This is a genomic window from Dyadobacter sp. NIV53 (genome assembly GCF_019711195.1).
Classification (GTDB): domain Bacteria; phylum Bacteroidota; class Bacteroidia; order Cytophagales; family Spirosomataceae; genus Dyadobacter.
Map to the genome: position 1 here is coordinate 6,666,982 of NZ_CP081299.1, position 22,148 is coordinate 6,689,129.

General features: G+C 44.5%; 15 protein-coding genes. 12 read left to right on the top strand and 3 right to left on the bottom strand.

Going from position 1 to position 22,148, the window contains the following annotated elements; genetic code table 11:
- Positions 1 to 34 precede the first annotated feature (34 nt).
- From KZC02_RS27385 to KZC02_RS27420, 8 genes are all read left to right on the top strand, one after another.
- The gene (locus KZC02_RS27385; protein ID WP_221391579.1) at positions 35 to 1,756 is read left to right on the top strand and encodes a hypothetical protein; all 1,722 of its coding nucleotides are present in this window, start codon (positions 35 to 37) and stop codon (positions 1,754 to 1,756) included.
- 33 nt (positions 1,757 to 1,789) lie between these two features.
- On the top strand, positions 1,790 to 2,578 hold the full coding sequence (locus KZC02_RS27390; protein WP_221391580.1) for a hypothetical protein: 789 nt from the start codon (positions 1,790 to 1,792) through the stop codon (positions 2,576 to 2,578).
- A 58-nt stretch (positions 2,579 to 2,636) separates the two neighbouring features.
- Positions 2,637 to 4,142: a hypothetical protein gene (locus KZC02_RS27395; RefSeq protein WP_221391581.1), complete on the top strand. Its 1,506-nt coding sequence runs from the start codon at positions 2,637 to 2,639 to the stop codon at positions 4,140 to 4,142.
- Complete coding sequence (locus KZC02_RS27400) at positions 4,135 to 4,314, top strand: hypothetical protein (protein WP_221391582.1); 180 nt, start codon at positions 4,135 to 4,137, stop codon at positions 4,312 to 4,314. Before KZC02_RS27395 ends, KZC02_RS27400 begins: the two co-directional genes overlap by 8 nt.
- 53 nt (positions 4,315 to 4,367) lie before the next feature.
- A complete protein-coding gene (locus KZC02_RS27405) occupies positions 4,368 to 6,110 on the top strand; it encodes a hypothetical protein (RefSeq protein WP_221391583.1) in 1,743 nt (580 codons plus the stop codon).
- Between the two features lie 70 nt (positions 6,111 to 6,180).
- On the top strand, positions 6,181 to 8,967 hold the full coding sequence (locus KZC02_RS27410; protein WP_221391584.1) for a hypothetical protein: 2,787 nt from the start codon (positions 6,181 to 6,183) through the stop codon (positions 8,965 to 8,967).
- Positions 8,967 to 9,953: a hypothetical protein gene (locus KZC02_RS27415; protein ID WP_221391585.1), complete on the top strand. Its 987-nt coding sequence runs from the start codon at positions 8,967 to 8,969 to the stop codon at positions 9,951 to 9,953. Before KZC02_RS27410 ends, KZC02_RS27415 begins: the two co-directional genes overlap by 1 nt.
- Before the next feature lie 44 nt (positions 9,954 to 9,997).
- Positions 9,998 to 11,440, top strand: coding sequence for a hypothetical protein (locus tag KZC02_RS27420; RefSeq protein ID WP_221391586.1), 1,443 nt, complete (start codon positions 9,998 to 10,000; stop codon positions 11,438 to 11,440).
- Between the two features lie 140 nt (positions 11,441 to 11,580).
- Here KZC02_RS27420 and KZC02_RS27425 read toward each other — a convergent pair whose 3' ends face one another.
- Both KZC02_RS27425 and KZC02_RS27430 read right to left on the bottom strand, forming a co-directional pair.
- Positions 11,581 to 12,615: a shikimate dehydrogenase gene (locus KZC02_RS27425; RefSeq protein ID WP_221391587.1), complete on the bottom strand. Its 1,035-nt coding sequence runs from the start codon at positions 12,613 to 12,615 to the stop codon at positions 11,581 to 11,583.
- Positions 12,612 to 13,973 (bottom strand): FAD-dependent oxidoreductase, encoded by a 1,362-nt coding sequence (locus KZC02_RS27430; protein WP_221391588.1) that lies wholly within the window; start codon positions 13,971 to 13,973, stop codon positions 12,612 to 12,614. Before KZC02_RS27430 ends, KZC02_RS27425 begins: the two co-directional genes overlap by 4 nt.
- A 668-nt stretch (positions 13,974 to 14,641) precedes the next feature.
- Between KZC02_RS27430 and KZC02_RS27435 the strand changes: the two genes are divergently transcribed.
- The 4 genes from KZC02_RS27435 to KZC02_RS27450 all read left to right on the top strand — a co-directional run bounded on the left by KZC02_RS27435 (position 14,642) and on the right by KZC02_RS27450 (position 20,184).
- Complete coding sequence (locus KZC02_RS27435; RefSeq protein ID WP_221391589.1) at positions 14,642 to 15,121, top strand: (2Fe-2S)-binding protein; 480 nt, start codon at positions 14,642 to 14,644, stop codon at positions 15,119 to 15,121.
- Positions 15,122 to 15,141: 20 nt separating this feature from the next.
- Entirely contained in the window at positions 15,142 to 15,792 is a 651-nt protein-coding gene (locus KZC02_RS27440) for a hypothetical protein (RefSeq protein WP_221391590.1), read from the top strand.
- Between the two features lie 30 nt (positions 15,793 to 15,822).
- Positions 15,823 to 17,979 carry a molybdopterin cofactor-binding domain-containing protein gene (locus KZC02_RS27445; RefSeq protein WP_229253835.1) on the top strand — a complete coding sequence of 719 codons (2,157 nt, stop codon included), beginning with the start codon at positions 15,823 to 15,825 and terminating at the stop codon, positions 17,977 to 17,979.
- A gap of 303 nt (positions 17,980 to 18,282) precedes the next feature.
- Entirely contained in the window at positions 18,283 to 20,184 is a 1,902-nt protein-coding gene (locus KZC02_RS27450) for a T9SS type A sorting domain-containing protein (RefSeq protein WP_221391591.1), read from the top strand.
- 88 nt (positions 20,185 to 20,272) lie between these two features.
- On the opposite strand, the gene KZC02_RS27455 is transcribed toward KZC02_RS27450, so the two are convergent.
- The gene (locus tag KZC02_RS27455; RefSeq protein ID WP_221391592.1) at positions 20,273 to 21,301 is read right to left on the bottom strand and encodes an AraC family transcriptional regulator; all 1,029 of its coding nucleotides are present in this window, start codon (positions 21,299 to 21,301) and stop codon (positions 20,273 to 20,275) included.
- Between the last annotated feature and the right edge of the window lie 847 nt (positions 21,302 to 22,148).

A 22,148-nucleotide genomic window follows, 5' to 3' on the forward strand; every position in this document is an offset into this window, starting at 1 on the left:
CAAAATAAAACTAACCATATAACTCCGGATCATAATGTCACAATCCAATACCTCCGTAATGCAGGTGGGAAGCATCCCTATGAGCAAAAACCTGTCCGTTGCCAACAATTGCGCCATCGAAGTCGTCATGCTGAACACATTCTCAGACGATAACAGTCTTCGCGGGTATGAACAAAATCTGGTACAACTGGGCACGGCCAGTGGTCAGAAATCACTCGCTGCAAAAAGCACAGCCACCATTGCCCTGGATGCTGCTGGCATAACGCCATCCTATCTGCAGGTATACAATATTATCTATGCAAAAGCCTCGAACCTGTTCCCGGTGAAAATTGGCCGCTCAGCTCCCTCTTACCAGGGACGCGGATACGATCCTGTAACCATCACTGACGATGATGTCATGACTATGACCCAGACTGAACAGTTTTTACAGACGATATCTGCTTATCCTACTTCCAGTCTTTCACAGAACTATGCCGCCGCTATGCAGGCCATACAAAATGGGAATGGCACCGACACGGACATAGAAGCCGGGGTTTCCCAATTTTTCGCTGCGACAAGTTTCCCGAATGTGACTATCGACTCGATCAGTGCGGTAACTACTTACTTTTCACAGTTTCCTAACGTTTGGGCAGCATATCAGCCGACCAGGACGCACTACCTGTATTCCGGCGATGGCAGTTCTGTTACTTATGCAGGCTCGATCACTATTTCGCTCCCTGCCGTTACGACATACGATAAAAGCCTTCCTGGCTTCGGCCTGAGTTTCACCGATGCAGATGGTGCAACAAAGCCGCTGTATTTTATTGACGGGCAGTTTATCGATAATAAAAGCGTAGCAGCGGCTACGGTTTGTCTTTCAGGGACATTTGTCCTAAAAAGTACATTGACCGGTGTTGCCACGGACAATACGATCGTCCCCGTTTTAACAGGATTGGTAAGCGGTAAAAAAGTATTGGGTTATGATAGCCAAGCAGTGCCAAACCCGGAAAACACCGGGTACGACAATTATCCGCATGCAAATCCGGATTCCTTTTTTAAGGTCTTAAAAGGTTTCGGCATATTCTTTGGAGTGTGCTTGGCAATCTCGCTTTGCGGATTAGCTGTTATGGCCATATTGGATCGCATAAAAGAGTATAAGGATTCTATAAGAGAATCACAAGAGTCGGATGACCCTGATTTCTCTGATGACCTGGGTGGTGTAAAGCTTGATGAGTTGAAATCTGATGGCGAATCCGATATTGTTCCTGTAAAGGAAAAACTGCAAAAGCTGCTTGATGATATAGATGTGGACGTCAACCTGGACAGCAAGTTGCCGGACCTATTGGAAGATGCCGGGCCAAAGATAGAAGAAATGCAGAATGAAGAGCAAAAAGAGTTACTTGAAGAAGAGGGGGAAGCTGTTGAAGGAGTAATCGGATCCGAGTTAGACAATGGTGTCAATAATATCAAACTGCAAAATGATGTGGATAAGGTTGATGCTGCCTTAGAAAAACTGGAAGATGCATCCGGCTCTGAACTAGTAGAAATATTGCCGGAGGTGGAAAGTCCTATTGCCGAAGTGAAAGTTGATGCGGATGCTAATTATCAAAAGGCCGAATCACTGGCAGAAGGTCAGGCACACGACGACTTGGAAACAGCTGGAAAAGAAGAGGGCGATCTGGCTGCCGAAGTAGAAAATTTCCAAAAGGAAGAAGCTGAGGAAGAAACCGGCAATACCGAGGATACCAAATTTACTGAAAACGAACTGGAAGGATAGGAGTAGTCAAGATGTATTTCAAACCGTATTATTATGAAAAAACTGTTTAAAATTTTAGTGATAACCGGAGCAGGCATATGCCTGACCGGTTGCAACACTACCTCCGGTTACGACAGCCGTCACATTGTAGCATTTTCGATCATCGGCCTGATAGCCGTGCTCTTTCTTGCACTGGCAAAGTACAGCAACCTGATCCGGGACGAGATCAGCGACCTGCAGGCATTCAATTCCAATGCGGCACAGCAGCAGCTTGTGCACAAGTGGATGCCTTTGGATAAAACAGCGCCATTTAGTCTTACAAAAGTCCAGTTCGGGTTATGGACGGTCATTATCTCTTCGGTGTACATTTACCTGTCGCTTTTAAAAGGGGATTGCGCTGCCGGGACTATCAATAAAACGGCGCTGGTACTGATGGGCATCTTTGCAGGAACGGCGGTGGCATCGACGATCATGGATAAAAATGAGATGAACGACAACCGAGACCGGCACCAGAACGCGCCGTCACAGGGTTTCTTTGTTGATATTCTGTCCGATGATAACGGCATCAGCCTGCACCGTTTCCAGAATTTTGCCTGGACGATCATCGCGATTACCGTATACCTGTACAAGGTTTCGGAGGTCGCTGCCGGCTGTGAGCTGCCTGAGTTGAGCGACACCTTGCTGGCCCTGACCGGCATCAGCAGCGTGACTTACCTCACACTTAAAAGCAAAGAAAATGACCCGCCGGCACAGCAGATCCCAAATAACGGAACTGCCACCCCAACTGTTAACCCGGCCACTTCAGCACAGGCACCCAATACTTTGCAACCGGTTAACCCCTGAACGCATTTATTCGATTTCTTACTTAACAATTTTATAACCTTTAAACACAAAGAATATCATGTCTGAATTAAGCAAAACGTGGTCCATTAAAAACAGCAGCGGAAAAGACCTAGTTGTACTCGACGCCTATGCTGATGTACTTCAGCCCCTTGAACATTTTTATGGGTTAACTTTGAAAACGCTTTTGTATCAAATTGAGGGTGTAACTCAGACCCAAAGTATCATATCCAATGGAAAGACCGTGGATATTCTTCTTACAGAAACCCATACTATCAAGGATACTACAACAAATCTGGACTATCTCATGATCATCGCGGATGCCAGAACGCTTTTTCCTGTCAAAGTAATTACCCTGGGCATGGCAAGCAATCCGGCTACATTCCCACAAACCGAGGTAACAGAAGCTGACGTCAAACTTTATTCTTTGACGGAAATATTCAAGAAAACCATTGAGTCCTTCCCAACGTCCGAGCTGGGAAAAGGCTACTCCGATGTCCTGGAATTACAAGACCAGACTAAAACAGATGCCTGGTTAAAAACAACAACAGACTTTAAAACCGTTACCTCAGAATCGGTTGTTGTTGTAAGCAGCTACTATAAGGTTTACCCATTTGGCTGGCTTGACTATCAAGACACAAAAACTTATAATTTCTATGAGATCGACCAGAAGACCGGGAAACCGGTCGCTAAGTTTGAATTGACTTACACCGGAAATACCCCGATGGAATATGACAAAGAACTCCCGGACTTTTCAGCAGATTACAATGGTACAAAGCTAACCTATCACAACGGCATGTTTGTGGACAGCATTGAAACACAAACGCCGAAGATCATGCTAACCGGATCATTCCGCCTTCTGGGAGAATTAACCGAGCGAAGCAGTGATGATAAAATGGTAAGCTGCTTTATGGGCGTGGTGAACGGCAACAAAATGTTTGGCATCAGTGATAAAGAGCCAGACCCCAAGGATGAAGATGGTGGCTTTTATGACCTTCTGCAATTTGATAATTTTCGGGACTATTGTGATGTATTCGCCTATACGATGGCAATAGTTCTGGGATTGGAATTTCTGGCTGTAATTGGATACAAGATTGCAAAGGCGATTTATAACAAAAAGAATGGTATCCCTTCCGACCAGAAGAAAATCGAAGACGGGCTTAAAGAGATCAAAGATAAATTGATTGCGGAATTGACCCCTGTACTGACAGCGGTAAATGCGATGAGACCTGCGGTACCTTTAAATGCACTTGATATTTTGCCCCTCGATCCACCACAGCCTGCCGTTAATATGCGTAACATACAGGAGCGTGTGGAATTAAGAAACAAACAGGTTCAACTGGATAAGGAAATCACGACATTAAAAGAGCTCTACAACAAACAATGGTTATACCTCGAAAAGGTCAGTGCACTTAACCAAAACGCAGTGCAAAGTGTAGCAGATTCCCTGGACCTTCTGGCGCCCAAATTAGAACCAGGTTATAATCTACAACTACCTGATATCAAACAAATATCAACCACACTACGCCAAAATACCTACACCCTGCAAGGGTATTCAGTTGGCTAATCAAAAAAAGATCAATGATCAAAATGGGGCAGGCCTTGAAGATGCTCATGGTGTAGCCATGGAGTATAATATGAGGGCCGAGGAAGCAGCCGAAGCCCGGGAAAATGCTGAACAGCAGGAACTGGCAGCTGTTGAACACGAAATTGAACATGCCAATGAGCGCGAAGTATAGCCATCTGTAACTGCATAATTAAATTTTCAATCTTTTTACAAATAATAAATCAAATGTCTCAAACAAAAGCATCCGCAACGGTGCTGGGTACTACCCCTGCGCTCAATAAAAATCTTTCCATAACTAACAGCTCATCAGTAGCGGTGACCATGCTTGATGGGGTAGGTACTGACGATACGCAGATGGCCTACGAACAGGGCCTGACCCAGTTTACCACCACAGGCGGCCAGAAATCAATACCTGCCAAGGGTACAGGAACGATCGTTCTGGACGACACCCATGATAATGCCGGAACCCCTACATATACAAAGGCTTACAGCATCATTTATGCCGAACCGTCCAATCTTTTCCCAGTCAAGATCAAAGGGTCACTGCTTGCATTCAAGACACAGGATTATGCGCCGGTTACGGTGACCGATGACGATGTGACGGTGATGACACAGACAGAACAGTTCCTGCAAACCCTGATGGCCAATCCGACTTCTACACTAGCCCAAAATTACGCTACGGCATTGCAGGCAGCGCAGGATGCAGCCAATTCGGATACGGATGTTGATGATGCGGTAACTACATTTTTTGCGTCGACCAACGGTTTCCAGAAAGTAACACTTGATGCCATCACAACGGTAAGCACCTATTACAAAACATATCCGTTTGTGTGGGCGGCCTATCAGGCAACCAAGACGCTTTATTTTTATACAAGTGATGGTTCGACTGTGTCCTATTCAGGGTCTTTTACCATTACCACGCCTGCTGCTGCATCGGTTGACAAGAGCCTTCCCGGGTTTACTTTCAGCTTTACCGATGCAAACAACGTTACTAAGCCGCTGTTTTTTGTCAACGGACAGTTTGTGGATGATAAAACTTCGGATGTACCCGCAATATGTCTTTCCGGCTTGTTTGCGCTCAAAAGCACGATCACCAAAGTGTCCACTGACAATGCGATTATCCCGATTCTGACCGGGACGATCAACAATGCAAAAGTGCTGGGTTATGAAACCAAAGCGACCCAGGATTCCGACGGTAACTGGTCGGGACTGTATTCGCTGTTGCACCCGACCAATGCTGCCGGCTACCTGGCGCTGTTTTCAACCTTTATTGGTTTGATCATGGGCGTTGAGATGATAGAAAAATATGCAAAAGGGATTAAAGATAAATTTATCGAAACGAAGGATATGCTCGCCGAAAAACTTGGGTTGAATGGCCCTGAGGATGTGACCCTGACACCCGAGCAAGTGACAGAGGCTAAAACAGAGGCCAAAGCCGAAGTGGGCCCGGCAGCAGAGCTGAAGCAAAAGCAGCTCGAAAAGATTGACCCCGAGGCAAAACTGCCTGCAGATCCCGTGCAGGCAATGAAAGACACACAGCCACAGGTTCAGGAGCAACTCAAACAGGAGAAAAAAGCCGAAATGGAAAACGAGGGGGAAGGCATGGAATTAGAGCTTCAGGGAGCGCTTGATGCCGGGGTGAGCAATAAAGACCTGAATAACGAAGATGATGCGATTGATGACGGCCTGACAAGCCTGGAATCGGCAAGCCCGGACGATCTTTCGTCGCTATTGGAAACTTTAACCACAAAGTTTGGTGATTTGAAAATCAAGGTGGAAATAACCTATACCCAGGCACTTAACAAAGCCAAAGGTGACGCGGTAGAGGAGCTTGCAGAAGGTAAAAAGAACAGTGACGATGCGAAAAACGAGGCGGACAATATTGAAAAAGAAGGGGAACAGGCTGAAACCGGAGATACAAAAGGAAATGATACGGAGTTCACTGAGCCTCCCATGGACATCACTTAATTTAAAACCTTCATACATGCAGCCGCCTGACTGGCTGCATGATTTCCATTAATCCAAAAAACTTACCATCATGGCAGATACCTCCATTCCAACCATATCATTCAAAAATGATTTGACATACGATGTCATCATCTACGATTCCTTCGACGACGAAGATTCAGACGACGACGCCAATGCCAGTTTTTTCGGTACACTGACTTCCCTGGGAACGGTTGGCGCAAGTGCCACGGCCAATATACAGCCCATCCACCGCTCGTCGGCATTTATCATTGAAAGTGCTTCCGATAAAAAACCGGTGAAACGCTGCACTAAACTGGGAAGCAACAAAACCCTGACCTCCTTTGAGATCGCCAAGGCGGATGAAGATGCAATGACAGCCACTTTTCAGCTGATCAACCTTGTCAACAATACGCCAAATGACCCGGTTGCCGTGTCTTTTAAAGGTATACTGAACAGCGATGATATTGTCGGCGACATGAACACTTTCTTTCAGCAGCAACCTGCGTATGCAAGCTGTACGTTCCAAACGTACATGATGGCAGTGACATACCTCGCCACTTTACCGCCTCGCCCGGCCGCTCCTGCTGTCACGTACTATTCATTGAGCAAACTGGCAGCGTCCATGGGTGCTAAATGGCCTGACGGTTTACCGGATGCAGCCGTTTCAAACTTTAAGGTAAGCGACAAAAATAGCGTATTGTCCATCTCCGGCGATATTGATATCAGCACATTAAGCTTCGAATCTCCGGAGATCTCGGCCAATGTCAGCAAGGTACTCGGCGACAAGAAAGTGCTGACCTTTAATTTGATTTTTAATCACAGTTTCAGCATTGGCATCTTCGGAACCAGGCTCTCACTGTCGTTTGACACGATCGACATTCCGGCCGGCAGCAGCCAGGTACACATTACCAAGCCGGCGATCACTATTGACATCAATCCGCTTTTCAAGTTTGTGGTATTTACCATGACAGGTACAATCCCGTTCAATGTGTTCAGCAAGACTTTTGATGCAAACCTTTCTTTAACAGTTGATAATGTGGAAGCTGCGATTGGGGTTGTAATCGCCGGAGACCATGCTTCGCTTCCGGCACCGCCGGTCATCAAAGGCGTGCATTTCGACGAGTTTGGCGTTGGTATGGGCATTATCTTTTCGCCGCCTGCATTTGCCCTGGGGCTTCAGGGTAAATTTCATATTGGCGATGCCGGCGATATGCCTGTCGACATCGCTGACGATACTTTTGCTGTGGTTTGCAAATTTGAGTCGGAAGTACCGGAGCCGGCTTATGCCTCTTTCTATGTCCCAAAATTGGATATCAACCAGGTTATTGCCATGTTCACCAATTCAAATGCCAACCTGAACCTGCCCGTAACCTTTTCTGATCTTTCTTTCAAATGGGCTGAAAACCCTATGGAGCCTTTTGTCCTGCCGGACGGCAGCCTGTCTGAAATGGCCTATGGGTTTAGCGCAGCGGCCAGCGTTTTCTCGTTCCAGTTTTTTGGGGATGTTGAGATTGATATGAACAATGGCTTAACAGCAAACATACAGGCTTCACCCGTATCATTGGGTAATATATTTACCATGTCGGGCGACGGGCCGGGTGTCACCATTAAAGTTGACGCCGCTGGCAACCCGATCAAAAACAACCAGATCCGTGATTCAAAGGTTTTGCAGGATGCACTGGTATCAGCCGTTGACAAACAGATGGTTGCTCCGGGCGGCCCTGTTCTGGTAATCAATACTTTTACCGCACCCTTCCTGCATGTCAACGCGAAGGCAAGCCTGTTCGAGCTGGCGAGTGTAGCCATAGAAGCCGATATCGACAAATCAGGAATCAAATTCCTGCTTGACTACGGTGTTGTTTTGAAGGAAAAAATGTCCGTAACCCTGTCCGATTTCCATAACCTGTCAGCCTCTTTTGAGTACTATATGAACTCAACGATTACAGTCCCGCCGGTTGCAGGTGTCAAACTTGGCTCTTTTACGCTGGCTGCGGACGTGGAAGCGCATCTTGCTATCCTGACTTCCTTATCCAGTGTGGCCATGAGTGTTGGCGGCAGCTTTGATTTTGAGGGCCAGGCCAGGAAGTTCGGTGATTTTAATGCGGATATCAATATCAAGCGCATGACAGACCTGATCGGTGCGGGAGTATCCTGGATCGAATCCCAGGCATTGGTGCTGTTTAGTGATTTTTTAGGCGATGCGGGCAAATGGGCTGCGAAAGTCAAATCCGGTTTCATCACAGGATGCGACCAGGTCGGTTCCGTTTTATACCATGCTTTCAAACAGGATGCTACTGGTGCAGCTAACATTATGAAGGCTGCCGGGTTTGCAGCTGACGAAATTGCCGGCGATATAAAAAATGCCTGGCAATGCGGCATCACCGATGTTACTTATGCGATGCGCGCGGCGGGCTATTCACCGCAGGATATTGCGGCAGGTATGAAAAAAGCATTTAACGCGGGTGCCCAGGACGTTGCCAATGGCTACAAGGCTTTATCCTATTCTGCTAACGATGTGGCGGGAGTGATTAAGAACGTATATGGTGATGCGACCAACGATGCGGCGGTGGTCCTGAAAAATGCGGGTTATGCTGCCCAGGATGTTTCCAATGCCCTGCAAAACACTTTCAATGCAGGAATTAATGATGTGGCGGACGCCATGAAATCCGCGGGTTATGCTGCTCAGGATGTTGCATCAAGTATCAAAAGCACATTTAATACGAGTGTGGATGCGGTTTCTGATGCCATGAAGCAGGCTGGATATGCGGCCGATGATATTAAGAATGCATTTGAAGATCTGGGTGGGGATTTTGCCAGTTATGCAGGTAAGATCTGGAACACTATCTCGAACTGGTAATGACTGATTACCAATATAAAGTCGAGGCATTCTCTGCACATGCAGACGCAGTGCTGCGGATTATTCAGGAAAATTCAGGTGGTTTGCTTGCAGGCCATCTGAACCCAATCCTTAACCTTACACGGAATATACCAGCCTATTCGGGCAATTTCCTGGAATGGCACCTGAATAGGATAATTAATCCGCTTGACTTCATTTGTCGTGTATATGATAGGGGAGATGGGCCGCTGCTGACTTTGAACCCGGTCCCGTTTGGTAAAAATTTAAACATTACCAAGGGATATCAAAAGCTCATTGACCATTCCAAAAACCAATTTCGGTATGGGATAGAAAATGTGTTTTTTGAATACGATTTTCCTAATCCTGGTGTTCCGTCCGTGTTTTTTGATATGAATCGGAAGCTGGTAGCCGGCCCTGCCCTGAAATATGATGGTTTGGCAGAAATATGCGGGCATTTTCAATTTGACCTGCCACCCGGCCTTTTTGAGCTTCTGACGAACATTCATATTCATGGGTTCAGCAACCTGCATTTTGGTTTGATGCTTTCGCGTGAATCCAAAGCGATCCGGCTGACGGTCAACCGTTTCGAATCCGGCAGGTTGAATGAACTGATACCGCTTCTGGGCTGGAATGGGGATATCCGCCTAGTCAGTGATCTGCAAAAAAGTTTTTTTTGTGGTCAGCAACTGATGCTGGCGGTTGATTTCGACGGGCAATGCGGGCCGCGGCTGGGTATTGAATTATGCCAGCCTAACCTTGAAACAGTATTGCCCCAACTGGAATCCTGCGGTATGATTGACCCGGATCAAAACTCATTTCTGCAACACTGGAATGGAAATACGGAACTGGCCCGGCCGGTTGCAAAAGCTCTTTCTATTCTTCATCAGAGGCCTGTTGATCGTATACACAAATACATAAACCACTTCAAATTTGCAGTGGAAGGACGTGCCGTTTCCACAAAAGCCTATCTCTATTATTGTTTTTAAAAACAACCAATTTTATTAAGTATAAACATTTAAACATCTATCTCATGAGTACAAGTAAAGGAGTCGACTTTTACGCCTATCTGGGCGACAACCGGTTTTATGTTCAATTTCAAAAACCAAAGAGCTGGGGCGGCAGTACAGCTACAACTCCATGGGGAACAGCCGATCAAATGTATGCCAACAACCTTCAGATATCCGAAAGTGACATCGGACTTACATCGCATACCGGGCGGTTCCAGTGGACCCTTGACTATGAAGGCAACCCTATGGTTAATAAGTATGCGGAAATTGCCCCGTCGGATGGTACTGTTGGAGATTCCAATATGAAAAGCATGTTTGATACACAGTCGTTCGGCAATAATGACTATGCGGTTTCCTATGGTTTTTATGATTCCAGTTTTGGTAAGGGCTCGCTCACAAACCAGGACCAGTCCTACGTTTATGCCACAGGTGGCAAATCGACCTGGATGGGTGATATCGCCGGACAGGTTGGCAATGCGCCTTTCAGCAGCTTTGTACTTCCCGGCGCGCATGATTCAGGAATGTTCGATACGAGCTGCGTTAAAACGTTGCAAAACAACTACGCTTTCCTGAATGTACTTGGAACTGCAGCCGGTATTGGCGTGGCAATTGCGCAAACATTGGCTCCCGACGTAATTACACGTATTGTGGTCAATTTGGCAATGACCCAAAAGGACACCATCCCGACTATGCTTAACCTGGGTATCCGGTACTTTGATTTTCGTCCGGGCTACTGCACGACAGATCAGGGAGCGACAGGACCACTTTACCATCAGCACAACTTTATACCGGGATATGCATTTGCGCCATTCCTCAATGATATTCTTTCTTACCTTGGCCAGCATCCTTCCGAAATCGTTGTGGTGGCATTGGGGCATGCGGGCTTCTATCAGGATTACATGAAACCATCGACAGCAACGCTGGAATCTTATATAAAAAATGCAATATCCCAGAGTAACAGCGGCGTGTCGGTCGGTAATAAGCTCGATTTGAATTCTTCCTATAATGATCTGATTGCAAGTGGCAAGCGGCTGATCATTCTGGGCCAGTGCGGTTTTCCAGGCGATCCTTCCCAAAGTCCTGAACAGGCCTTGATCTATGACGCTTCCAAGTACGATTCTTACACGGATGCTTATCAGACCACAGATGTAAATGTGATCATGAACGCTTTGAATAGCATGAATGCTGACGGGCAGAATGGAAATGACTATACTGTACTGCAATTGCAGGGAACTGCTTCGGGAGCATCAGGCGGGATTTTTGGTTCGGCAGCTACACTTAGTGATGCATCCTCACCTTTGATGTCGACAAAAGCACATTTTGATAACAATACTTATCCCTGGATCCAGAATAATGTCGCAGGCCGGTTCAAAAAAGACCAGTTGCTGGTATGCCTGAACGACTTCGCTGATAATGCACTGACAGACTGTTGTGTTAAACTTACCCAGCAGCGTGCAAATGGTTAAATAATAATTGCAGCTCAACGATATCCCTTGGCTCATTTTTGAGGGATATCGGGAGCTGTTTAAAAACACGGCCATTTGCAAAAACAGATTTTGGAAGACAAGCAATTTCTTGAAATAAATGGTAATTGTACACTTGAAATTTAAACAAGTACTTTTCCAAATGTGTGATCAATTGCAAGTTCAAAACCCAGGTGAGAATGGTTTTGTGCCAGTTCCCGGATATATTCTGCCTGTTCAAGCGTTGGATTGCCGATACTAAAATGCCCTTCATGATCCGACAGGTTCAGCAATATGGTTTCTGCCAGGCACGCATAGGAAAGGCCGGACGGCAGGCCGATATGACGTTGAAACCGTAGTCCGGGAATGGAGACAAGCCCGCCGTCGATAATTTTTATATCATTCCGCTCCTTCAGCAAATCGGGATGGGTATTCCTGGGTTGCGTATCATCCAGTACGACTGCATTTTTTTTCAGATGCTCGGTCTTTAAAAGGAAATCGGATGCGCTGGTCAGTAAAACAACAATGTCTGCGCTGGCAATATCAAGCAGGTCCCTGGATGTGTTTATGGATGCGAAAGGAGATATTTTTCCCAGTAGTGTTGCAAGTCCGGTAAGCCTGTGCTCATTCCGTGCAACCAGCAGGTAGCCGGCATTCAATGAATTTTTTACAAGTAACTGGCTGACAAGGCTTCCTACACTACCTGTAGCCCCGACGATAGCGACGACAGGTTTGTTAACCGGACACAGGGCAATCAGTTCGGCTGTCTTTTGGAATGTGATTACGGCTGTAAACGCGTTGCCGTTCGTAATTGAGGTAAACGGATTATCTAATAACATTTTTCCGCCAGAAGTAATTGGAGATGTTAACGCTCCCAGTCCAACAATAGCGGCACCTTTACCTGCTGCTATTTTCAGGGCCTTTTTTATAATTGGCATCATGAATTTTCGCTGGTTGAGTAATTGGCCGGCAACATACGGAAGCATAATGATGTAGCCATCGGCCTCCGAACTGCCAGGCGTAATTTTGACCTCACTCCAGATGAATGGTGAAAAAGGCCGCCTGCGGAAAAGGAGGCGATAAAACTTCTCCGGAACTGCACCGAAAGCCGGGTGCAATACGCTTAAATCTTCCTTATAATTGTTCCTCAAATGAACCAGAAAAGCGAATTTTTTCATATTTTTACTTCCCGTTCATTATTCAGTATTTCAATTACTTCGTTGGCTGCACGCTCACCACTTTGTAAAGCTCCTTCCATATAAAGCCGCCATTCCGTTGAGGTTTCAGTGCCTGCCCAATGGATAGAGCCAACAGGGCGCAAAAGAGCGGGGCCAAATTGTGTAAGCACGCCCGGGGCAAAATGTGCTGCGTAGCCACATCTGATCCAGGGTTCCTGCGACCAGTTCTTTTCAATGATTTCTTCGGGAAAAAGAGCAGAATTGCCGAGGTATTCAGCGACACCTTCCAGAATAAGTTCTTCACGCCTGGCAGCAGTGCAGGCTTCCAGTTGCCGTGCCTTTTCTCCTCCCACCAATACGGTCAGGATACCCTTGCCGCCATGAGGAGGTGAGCTGTTCATCGTTGCTGTGAAGTATTGCCTGTCGGAATAAATCATTCCGTTTTTACCCTCATCCCGCCAGAAAGGGGTAGGATAAATAATATTGTATTTAATACAGGAAGCCTGTCCGAGGCGCTGTGTCAACTGGTCCCTGACTGAAGGCAAAGCGGGTTCATAATGTATGCGGCCGCAAAAAGCCGGAGGAATTGCCAGGATCACTTTTCTTGCCTCAAACTTCCCACTTTCTGTATGTATAACTACCCCTTCGCCGTCATGTGTAATGCGGTAAACAGGGCTGTTTAATGTAATATTTGACCAGCCGATTTGGTCTGCCATCTTATCTGAGAGCGCATAGGCCCCTTCCATAATCCAGTAATCTTCTGCCGTCATCAGCCGGTCGAATGAGCCGGACGATGAAATAGCCCAGAAAAGATCAAGAAGAGAAGCTTCTGACAATTCACAGCAAAATCCTTCTTCTGCCAAAAGCCGGTAGAATCTCCTGGCCGTATCAGTAAGCAACGTACTGCGCCTGGACAACCACTGTTCTATAGTAATGGAGTCCCACTTTTTTGCAAATTTGCTGGTCCAGGGATTTTCATCAGGGAACCCGCGAAGTGTTTTTGTTAATCGGTTTTGGAAAAGAGCAAGGTCAAGCAGAGCGGAAACGGGAAGAGGTGGTAACTTACTTTTTGTAACCTTCAATTTACCGCCAATGTCATATATTGTTTTGCCATCGACATGGGTCTTGACCAAGGTAAACCCAAATCTTTTTACAAGTTCCTGAACCCTGAGCTGGTGGGGAGAGATCCATTGTGCGCCCAGGTCGAAGGCTGTACCGTCCTTTGCGTTTCCATTTTGCATACGTCCGCCAATCCTGCTTTTGGCTTCCAGAATCCGGTACGATTTTCCTTGTCCCTGCAAAGTCAGGGCGCTCATCAAACCCGATAGGCCAGCCCCTATAATGACTGCGTCAAGCATAATTTCTATAAAATTTTAGAGGAGATTTTTTATAATTTCTGGTATGCCAATTGCATAAAGCCATCCCGCAAGAAAGTCTTTCAATTCTGGTCTAACGGAAAGGATGCATCGAAAGGATTGATTGTACTCGGTTTACAGTGTTTCCAATCACCTGGATGTAAAAGATATCAGGCTGATTTCGATTAAAGATTCAGTTCTCTTTGACCGCAAAAATTCCTGAAAATGATTTTTCATAGAGGTAAGGTTTTGACAAGTCGCCCGGAACAAAAATGATTAGACAGAGGAAGGTTTTTATGTATCCAAATATTTCATTTAAAATACATATTTAGGGAGAAAAAGTCTATTTTACTAATAAAAATGTTACCGATTGTTGATTTAAGGACACTTTCAGGAATTTTAATGACTTATCGTGCCTTTTGCTATCTGATAATTGAAAATGACTATCTAATAATCCTGCATTCTTTCTCAATCTCAAGGGCAAAATGGTTTATTTTTCAATACCCTGTTCCAAATACCCGTTGTTTGATTTTCATAATAATCTATTTGAATAACGTAAGTAAATGCACTTGCAATCGTCTAGTTTTGAATAGTAAATTGGAAGAGAACTATTTGACTTACAGTCGGGGCATAATTTTTGTCTGAAATCTAATTTTTAAAAACAACTCACCATGGCGAAAATAACTTTAAATATTAACAATAAGGATTATCCCTTAGAAGCTGATCCACAGATGCCTTTGCTTTGGGCAATCCGGGATTTGGCAGGGTTGAAAGGAACCAAGTACGGTTGCGGCGTAGCCCAGTGTGGTGCCTGTGTTGTCCATCTGAACGGGGAAGCTGTGCGTTCCTGTGTGACCAAAGTGAGCCGTGCCGCGGGGCAAAAGGTTGTCACGATCGAAGGTTTGTCGGAAAATAATGATCACCCTGTGCAGCAGGCATGGCAAAAAATTGATGTGCCCCAATGCGGGTATTGCCATTCCGGCCAGATCATGTCTGCCGCAGTGTTGCTTCGCGAAAAAAATGATCCAACCGATCAGGATATCGACGATGCCATGGCTGGCAACATTTGCCGCTGCGGTACCTATTTACGCATCCGTAAAGCCATTCACCTGGCTGCGGAAATGAAGAAACAGGCACTCAAACAAGGATAGACAACCGATTTTATTAGATTATGAATCAGGAAACAAAAACAAAAACGCACTCGTTTTTTACGAGGCGAACGGCGGGCGTATTATCCATTATTATTTTCGGCATGGCGGTAGTTACGTCGGCATTCAGGGAAAAGGAATACGATCCTACCAAAGATATCAGGTTCAATAAGATTAATAAAGACAGTGTGGAGTCGGTCACGGCTTTTGCGACTGTATATAAGGTACTGATGAGCCCAAGGTGTATGAATTGTCATCCGGCGGGTGATATTCCTTTGCAGGGTGATGACAGCCATTTGCATACCATGGCACCTAAAAGAGGTGTTGAGGGCAAAGGCGTATATTCCATGAAGTGCTCCAATTGCCATCAGGTTACAAACTCACCAGGGTTGCACACACCTCCCGGTAATCCCGACTGGCATTTGCCGCCCGCTAATATGAAAATGGTTTTTGAGGGCAAAACAGCTAATGAGCTGGCCAGGCAACTGGTCGACCCGGATAAGAACGGGCATAAATCAATGGAGCGGTTGCTTGCGCATGCACAGGACGGGCTTGTAATTGCCGGCTGGCATCCGGGAGAAGGCCGGACACTTCCGCCGGTTAGTCATAAAGAATTTACAAAGGCATGGGTTACGTGGATTAAAAAAGGTGCTTACGCTCCTAAACCACAGTAATACAGGTTTTTCACAGATATTTTACTCATCATGGACACAAAGTCATTATCCAGAAGGAAATTTCTAAAAGTATCCGGCATGACAGGAACAATCCTGTCACTGGGGTTTTATTGGCCGGCCAACGCCAGTGAAGCTGAAATTATAAAGGCGGCCGAAGCCGAAAACTTTGGCGTTGAGATGAATTCCTGGGTACATATAGATACATCCGGAAAAGTCACCATTTTCAGTCATCGTGCAGAAATGGGGCAGGGAGCTTACCAGGCTATTCCGCAGATCGTTGCAGAGGAACTTGAAGTTAACCTCAATGAAATCAATGTTGTTTTTGCAAAAGGCGACAACAAAAAATACGGCAACCAGATTACCGGAGGCAGTTCTACGGTGAGAGGTTCTTATAAGAATCTGCTGAACCTGAGCGCAACCGCACGCGAAATGCTGATCCAGGCTGCTGCCAATAAATGGGGTGTTTCCAAAACAGATTGTTATGCCGAAGGCGGGCATGTTTTTCACAAACCTTCCGGCAAAAAATATCATTATGGTGAATTAGTAGAAGTGGCATCCAAGCTGGAAGCACCCAAAAATGTGGTACTCAAAAAACGCTCGGAATACAAACTGATCGGTAAACCGCTTCTCCGTCTGGACACACCTTTGAAAACCAACGGAACTGCTGTTTTCGGCCTGGACAAGGAAATTCCGGGGATGCTGTATGCTGCTGTGGAAAGAAATCCAAGGCTGCGCGGGAAAGTAAAAAGTTTCGACGATACAGCTGCACGCAAAATTCCGGGGGTAAAACAGGTAATGAAGGTGAAGATGGGTGTATTCAGTACCTATCGCGAAGGTGTTGCGGTTGTAGCAGATTCTACCTGGGCAGCATTACAAGGCAAGAAAGCACTGAAAGTAGAGTGGGATGACACCGGTTTCGAGCATCTGAGCACCGACGATATTTACAAACGCCAGAAGGAAGCGTTACAAACGCAGGAAGGGTTGTCGTTCAAGAAACAGGGTGACCCTGCCGCAATTATTGAAAAAGCCGTGAAAAAGATTGATGTGATGTATGAAACGCCTTATCAGTATCATGCGTGTATGGAGCCGTTAAATTGCATTGCCCATTATCAGGAAAACAAGCTCGAAATATGGGGGCCGATACAGGCGCCGGAATGGGTGCAGGATTTTATCAGCAAGGAAATGTCGTTACCCCGCGAAAATGTAATCGTTAATATGACCTTTCTGGGAGGTGGCTTTGGGCGGAAAGCATTCATGGATTACCCGCATGAAGCATCTGTTATTTCAAAAGAAATGAAAGCACCGGTTCAGGTTGTCTGGACACGCGAAGACGATGCAACCCAGGGCCCTTATCGCCCGGGTATTACTTACCGATGTGAGGGGGTGATCACCAATGGAGAAATTGATGCTTTTAAGGTAAAACTGGCCGGACAAAATAACAGCCACTGGCGTGGAGGCAAAAAGGATGTTCCCAATGGCAGCGCTTCCGAGGGTTTTCTTAAACCATATACTGAAAGTATTAAAAATCTTTCTATACAGGATGTTCCTTTTGAAACACCTATTCCTACTATGTGGTGGCGTTCCGTATATGCATCTACCAACGGTTTCGCTTACGAAAGTTTTATGGATGAACTGGCGCTGGAAGCAGGAAAAGATCCGCTCGATTTCAGGAGACAATATTTGAAAGAAGACCGCCTGCAACTTTTGATCGACAAAATGGAAGAGGTGTCCGGCTGGAAAAAAAGGAAAAAAGGCGAGGGTTACGGCGTTGCGATTACAGAATGTTTTGCCAGTACAGTAGGGCAGGTTGTAAAAGTATCGAAGAAAGCGGATGGAGGTGTAAAAATTGACCAGGTCTGGGCGGTAATGGATTGTGGGTGGTATGTAAATCCGGACACAGTTCGTGCACAGGTGGAAGGTGCAATTGTAATGGCTATTGGCGCAGCAACGATTCACCAGGTAACATTCAGGGACGGTAAGGCAGTAGACAATAATTTCAGTACTTATCAAATGCCACGTATCACGGATATTCCGCCAATTGATATCCATATTATGGAAAACGATGCAGATGCCGGCGGGGTAGGAGAGCCTGGTTTACCTGCCTTTGCTCCTGCGTTAACGAATGCTATTTTTGATCTGACCGGCAAGCGTATCAGGAAATTGCCTTTTAGCCTGGCGACTGTCTAGTTTTATTATCCGGTATTTAAAGCATTTTTATCATTCAGTCTGAGGTTTAATATTGATAGCATAGATTTTCGGTGATGAACTAAAATCACCTGTTAATCTTCAATTTTGACTAACGTATAATGTGTTTTTATGACACTTATCTTTCGATATAAAGAATAGTATAAAATTTTATTAGATTATTTATATTTTTAATGGGCTGAATTGACAAGTATCTTGCCTGATATCAAAACTATTTCTATGTTATAGTATCGAAATTTGTTGTCTGAAATAATCAAAAAATCTACAACAAATTTTGTACTAAACATGATATCTATTAAAACTATTTTACTCAACCATAAACAATATAACAGGTTAGATCAATTTAAGAAGTTTGCACCTGCATTTGCGTTGCTGATTACAATTTTCTTATCAAATTCTACCGAGGCGTCAGCACAATATTTTCAAAGAATTTATGCCAATTCTGCTCCTTCGGCAGATATTTCAGCTACTGTTGTTTTGGCAAATGTTTCCAACAGGGCCGATGCTTTGGCTCCATCCGGTGACGTTGAGGACGCATCAACGCTTTCGGTTACTTTGGGCGCATTCGGACTCGTAGATGCCTCTCAAAATATTCGTTTTACAGGTGACGATCTGCCTGCTGCCGGAACGCCGGTGACATTAAAAATTGAAACAGGAGGAAGCCTGGTGGATCTTGCAGGCGCGATCGAAATTCAGGCGACACAAAATGGAGTGGCAGCTGGTACTGTAATTTCCGATTCCAAACTGCTGGGCCTTGTAGGCGGAGGTGTGCTTTCCAGCGGGAAAAACGTTTACGAGGTTACATTCATTCCAAAAAACAGTTCTTTGGAAAATGTTGTGTACAATGGTGTAAAATTAAAATTGACAACTGCGCTGGGAGTAGCTGTCTCGGCAAAATTCTATCATGCTTATTTTTTGAAGTCAGTTTCTGAACCGGTTGCCTGTGACGCTCCGGTAGACGTACTGTATGGCGTAGATGGATCTATTGTCAACCTGATAGCTGGTGTCAGCAATCCATATACTTTGATAAAGAGTTCCGGCACAACGACTCAGCTTAATACAGGCGTTTCGGTAGAAGGAAATATCGCCGAAACGGTTGTGTTTTCCGGAGCCGGAGCCGGTGATGTTGAAGTAGTAGTTTCTATTCCACCGACAGTTCTGGCACTTACGGTTCTGAATAATATTAGCATTACAGCCATGAATGGACAAACTGCTGTGGGTTCAGAAAACCTTGAAACGTTAATTGGTTTGGATTTGCTTGGTTTGTTCCAGTCCGGCGAACAGGTCACGCTGCGGTTTCCGGCAACTGGTGCTTTCGACCGCGTTTCCATCGCTACAACTGGATTGGTAGGAGCGCTGGCATCGCTAAAAATTCATAGTGTTAAACGGATTTTACCTGCACCGTTGGTGGCTACCTCAGATTATACTATTTACGTGGGTGAATCCGCCTCCCTAGTCGCAACTTCCCTGAACGCAACTGATGTTTTGACCTGGTATGATGCTTCCAATACTTTGGTTGGAACAGGTTCGCCATTGTCAGTCTCACCTGTTGTCACTACCGCATACACCGTAGAAGCCAGATTATCAGGTTCGTGCTCACAAAAATCCGCACGTGCAATTGCTAATGTGATCGTCGAGAAGGCTCCGCTTCCCGTAACTTTAACGGCATTTAAAGTTTCGAAAGAAGGCCAGACAGCTTTGATCACCTGGAACACAACTGCCGAAACCAACAGCGATTATTTTGAAATACAAAGAAGTATCAGTGGAAAAACCTGGGATGTAATAGGAACTGTAACAGCAAATGGTGAAAGTAAAGATTTGAAATCGTATTTCTTTACGGATAAAACACCTGTCAGTGGTTCGAATCTTTACCGCTTAAAAATGGTCGATCGGGATCAGACATTTGCATTTAGCGCGATTAAAAATGTTGAATTTGAGAGATCGTTGCTCGTATTATTTCCTAACCCAACCGTTAATAAATTCACTTTTAATCCGGAAGATATGAGCACCTTTTCCAGGATTCGTGTGAGTTCGGCTTCCGGGAAAATACTGTATGATCAATCGAAACAAAACCAGTCGGAATTGAGCGCCTCTGTTAATATGGAACAATATCCGGATGGTATTTATATTGTAAATATCTTTAGAACTGACGGAACGGTAACCGCTCATAAAATTATCAAACGATAAGTATTGAATCATAAAAAAGGCTGATCCATGTTACGGATCAGCCTTTTTTTGTACTCATGGAATTGCCTTAAAAATAACATTTCTTAATTCACTCAATCATATTTTTTACATGAAGTGAGGGCGGATAACCAAAATATTCCTTAAACGCCTTGCTGAATTGAGACTGGTCCTTATAACCCAGATTATATGCAATTTCAATCATATTGTCTGAAATTTCTTCCGCCAGCTGTTTCGCTGCATCTTCCATCCTGATCTGGTAATAATAATCGGAAAGTGATTTTTTAGTCACCATTTTAAATATCCTTTTGAATTTTGAAAGGCTCATGTCACATCTTTCTGCAAGTTCGACCAGGCCATATTTTTTATGCAATTCGAGGCGTATCATTTCGGTAACACTTTGGATCTTACTGTAATCGACCCGGTTGATCGTTCTCACTTCCTGTATCTCTGTCCTGAAAATCCTTTCGAGAAAAAGCACAAGCAGCCGCTGTATATTAAGCAGCAGGAGATGCGTGTTCACACTGCCGTTGTCCTGGATTTTATAACTTTTTTCACCAAATGAATCTTCCAGAAGGAAATCAGAAAGCAGCAGATCAAAAAGATTACAGAAACTTTCATTGTCTTTCAACCGCTTCCACCACTTTGATTTTTTTGGTAAATCGAGCTGATGTATCAGCTGCATAAGATAAGCTCTAGAAATACTCACATGCATACTTCTGAAACTATGATTGGGCTCATGGATAAGGGTTACCGTTGTTGTAGTAGAAGAAAACAAACAGGTCCGAAGGCCATTCCCGCTAAAAACTTTTTGATTGTTACCGACAATAATCGAGTTATTTTGTTCCGAATCATTAAACCGGAGCACATACATGTCATTAAAAGGCAAGGCCATTATTTCCTGTGTAACTCTTTGTGTTAAATGGGATTCCTCAAAGCCTACTGTGAGATTTCCTGGAATCAATTCATAAAAAAAACCAACTGATTTCCCAATTTCCTCCGGAAGTTTAATAATATGGGATTCCGGATCAATCTGAAAATGAGGATAAAAAGTTTTTATTAAAGACAATGACTGCATAACCCACCCGTTACTCATCGTTGGATAATATTTCAGGTCCATGAATTAATATTGTTGACGAAATTCGAATTTATTCTAGTAAAAAATTTGATAAAACTATTTTAATATATGTACCCTATTTTACTGTAATAATTTTGATCAGAGTAATTAATTCGTTTATGCGTCATAATTATACCTCTTGCATTAATTATTTAGTTACTTTAAATAGAATTATATAGTTTACTATAATTAACAAAAAGTTTTTCAAACTTATCAGATTGAAATTTTGATTTATCTACAAGTTTGACTTCGTTATTCGATTAAATAAATTCTGAATTTTTATAAAAATCGAATATCTACTACTTTTTTGAAGCGAATCCCTTTGGGCATATTCGATGTTGAGCCGACCTGGCGTTATATGCCGTGTTGTACAATCCTATCGTACCGGTCTATGATATGATAAAATATCAGCCATAAGCTGGATACATACGGAACACTATGATTTGTGAGTAATCCGGTTACTGCAAACAAACAGCCGCGATTTGGCAGAATTCTGTTTGCATTGGCTGCCTGTCATTTCTGTTAGTTATATTTTTTGGCTTAAATCGGTCCACTAACTTATTAATGAAAAGCTGGAGATAACGAGCAATACTAAGGATGAGAGATAAACGGTTAAAACCGATACAATTCTGTAATGTTTATTTATTGAAACGATAAAAATTACCAAACCATCGAGCAGCTTTAGTAAGGTTTACGACAAGGATCAGGTTTGTTCAGCTACAATCTGACAATACACCGTTATAATGATTGCGGAATTCGCGCAAAGGATCATCTATATACGAGGGCTGCGATGATAATATACGAATGCGTATATTCTTAAGAGTTAGTCAAATTAATATTTATAACCTGA

What these genes read in the sequence shown, in the direction of transcription:
- KZC02_RS27385 (WP_221391579.1), top strand. Translation starts at nt 35, where the DNA reads ATGTCACAATCCAATACCTCCGTAATGCAGGTGGGAAGCATCCCTATG.
- KZC02_RS27390 (WP_221391580.1), top strand. Translation starts at nt 1,790, where the DNA reads ATGAAAAAACTGTTTAAAATTTTAGTGATAACCGGAGCAGGCATATGC.
- KZC02_RS27395 (WP_221391581.1), top strand. Translation starts at nt 2,637, where the DNA reads ATGTCTGAATTAAGCAAAACGTGGTCCATTAAAAACAGCAGCGGAAAA.
- KZC02_RS27405 (WP_221391583.1), top strand. Translation starts at nt 4,368, where the DNA reads ATGTCTCAAACAAAAGCATCCGCAACGGTGCTGGGTACTACCCCTGCG.
- KZC02_RS27410 (WP_221391584.1), top strand. Translation starts at nt 6,181, where the DNA reads ATGGCAGATACCTCCATTCCAACCATATCATTCAAAAATGATTTGACA.
- KZC02_RS27415 (WP_221391585.1), top strand. Translation starts at nt 8,967, where the DNA reads ATGACTGATTACCAATATAAAGTCGAGGCATTCTCTGCACATGCAGAC.
- KZC02_RS27420 (WP_221391586.1), top strand. Translation starts at nt 9,998, where the DNA reads ATGAGTACAAGTAAAGGAGTCGACTTTTACGCCTATCTGGGCGACAAC.
- KZC02_RS27425 (WP_221391587.1), bottom strand. Translation starts at nt 12,615, where the DNA reads ATGAAAAAATTCGCTTTTCTGGTTCATTTGAGGAACAATTATAAGGAA.
- KZC02_RS27430 (WP_221391588.1), bottom strand. Translation starts at nt 13,973, where the DNA reads ATGCTTGACGCAGTCATTATAGGGGCTGGCCTATCGGGTTTGATGAGC.
- KZC02_RS27435 (WP_221391589.1), top strand. Translation starts at nt 14,642, where the DNA reads ATGGCGAAAATAACTTTAAATATTAACAATAAGGATTATCCCTTAGAA.
- KZC02_RS27440 (WP_221391590.1), top strand. Translation starts at nt 15,142, where the DNA reads ATGAATCAGGAAACAAAAACAAAAACGCACTCGTTTTTTACGAGGCGA.
- KZC02_RS27445 (WP_229253835.1), top strand. Translation starts at nt 15,823, where the DNA reads ATGGACACAAAGTCATTATCCAGAAGGAAATTTCTAAAAGTATCCGGC.
- KZC02_RS27450 (WP_221391591.1), top strand. Translation starts at nt 18,283, where the DNA reads ATGATATCTATTAAAACTATTTTACTCAACCATAAACAATATAACAGG.
- KZC02_RS27455 (WP_221391592.1), bottom strand. Translation starts at nt 21,301, where the DNA reads ATGGACCTGAAATATTATCCAACGATGAGTAACGGGTGGGTTATGCAG.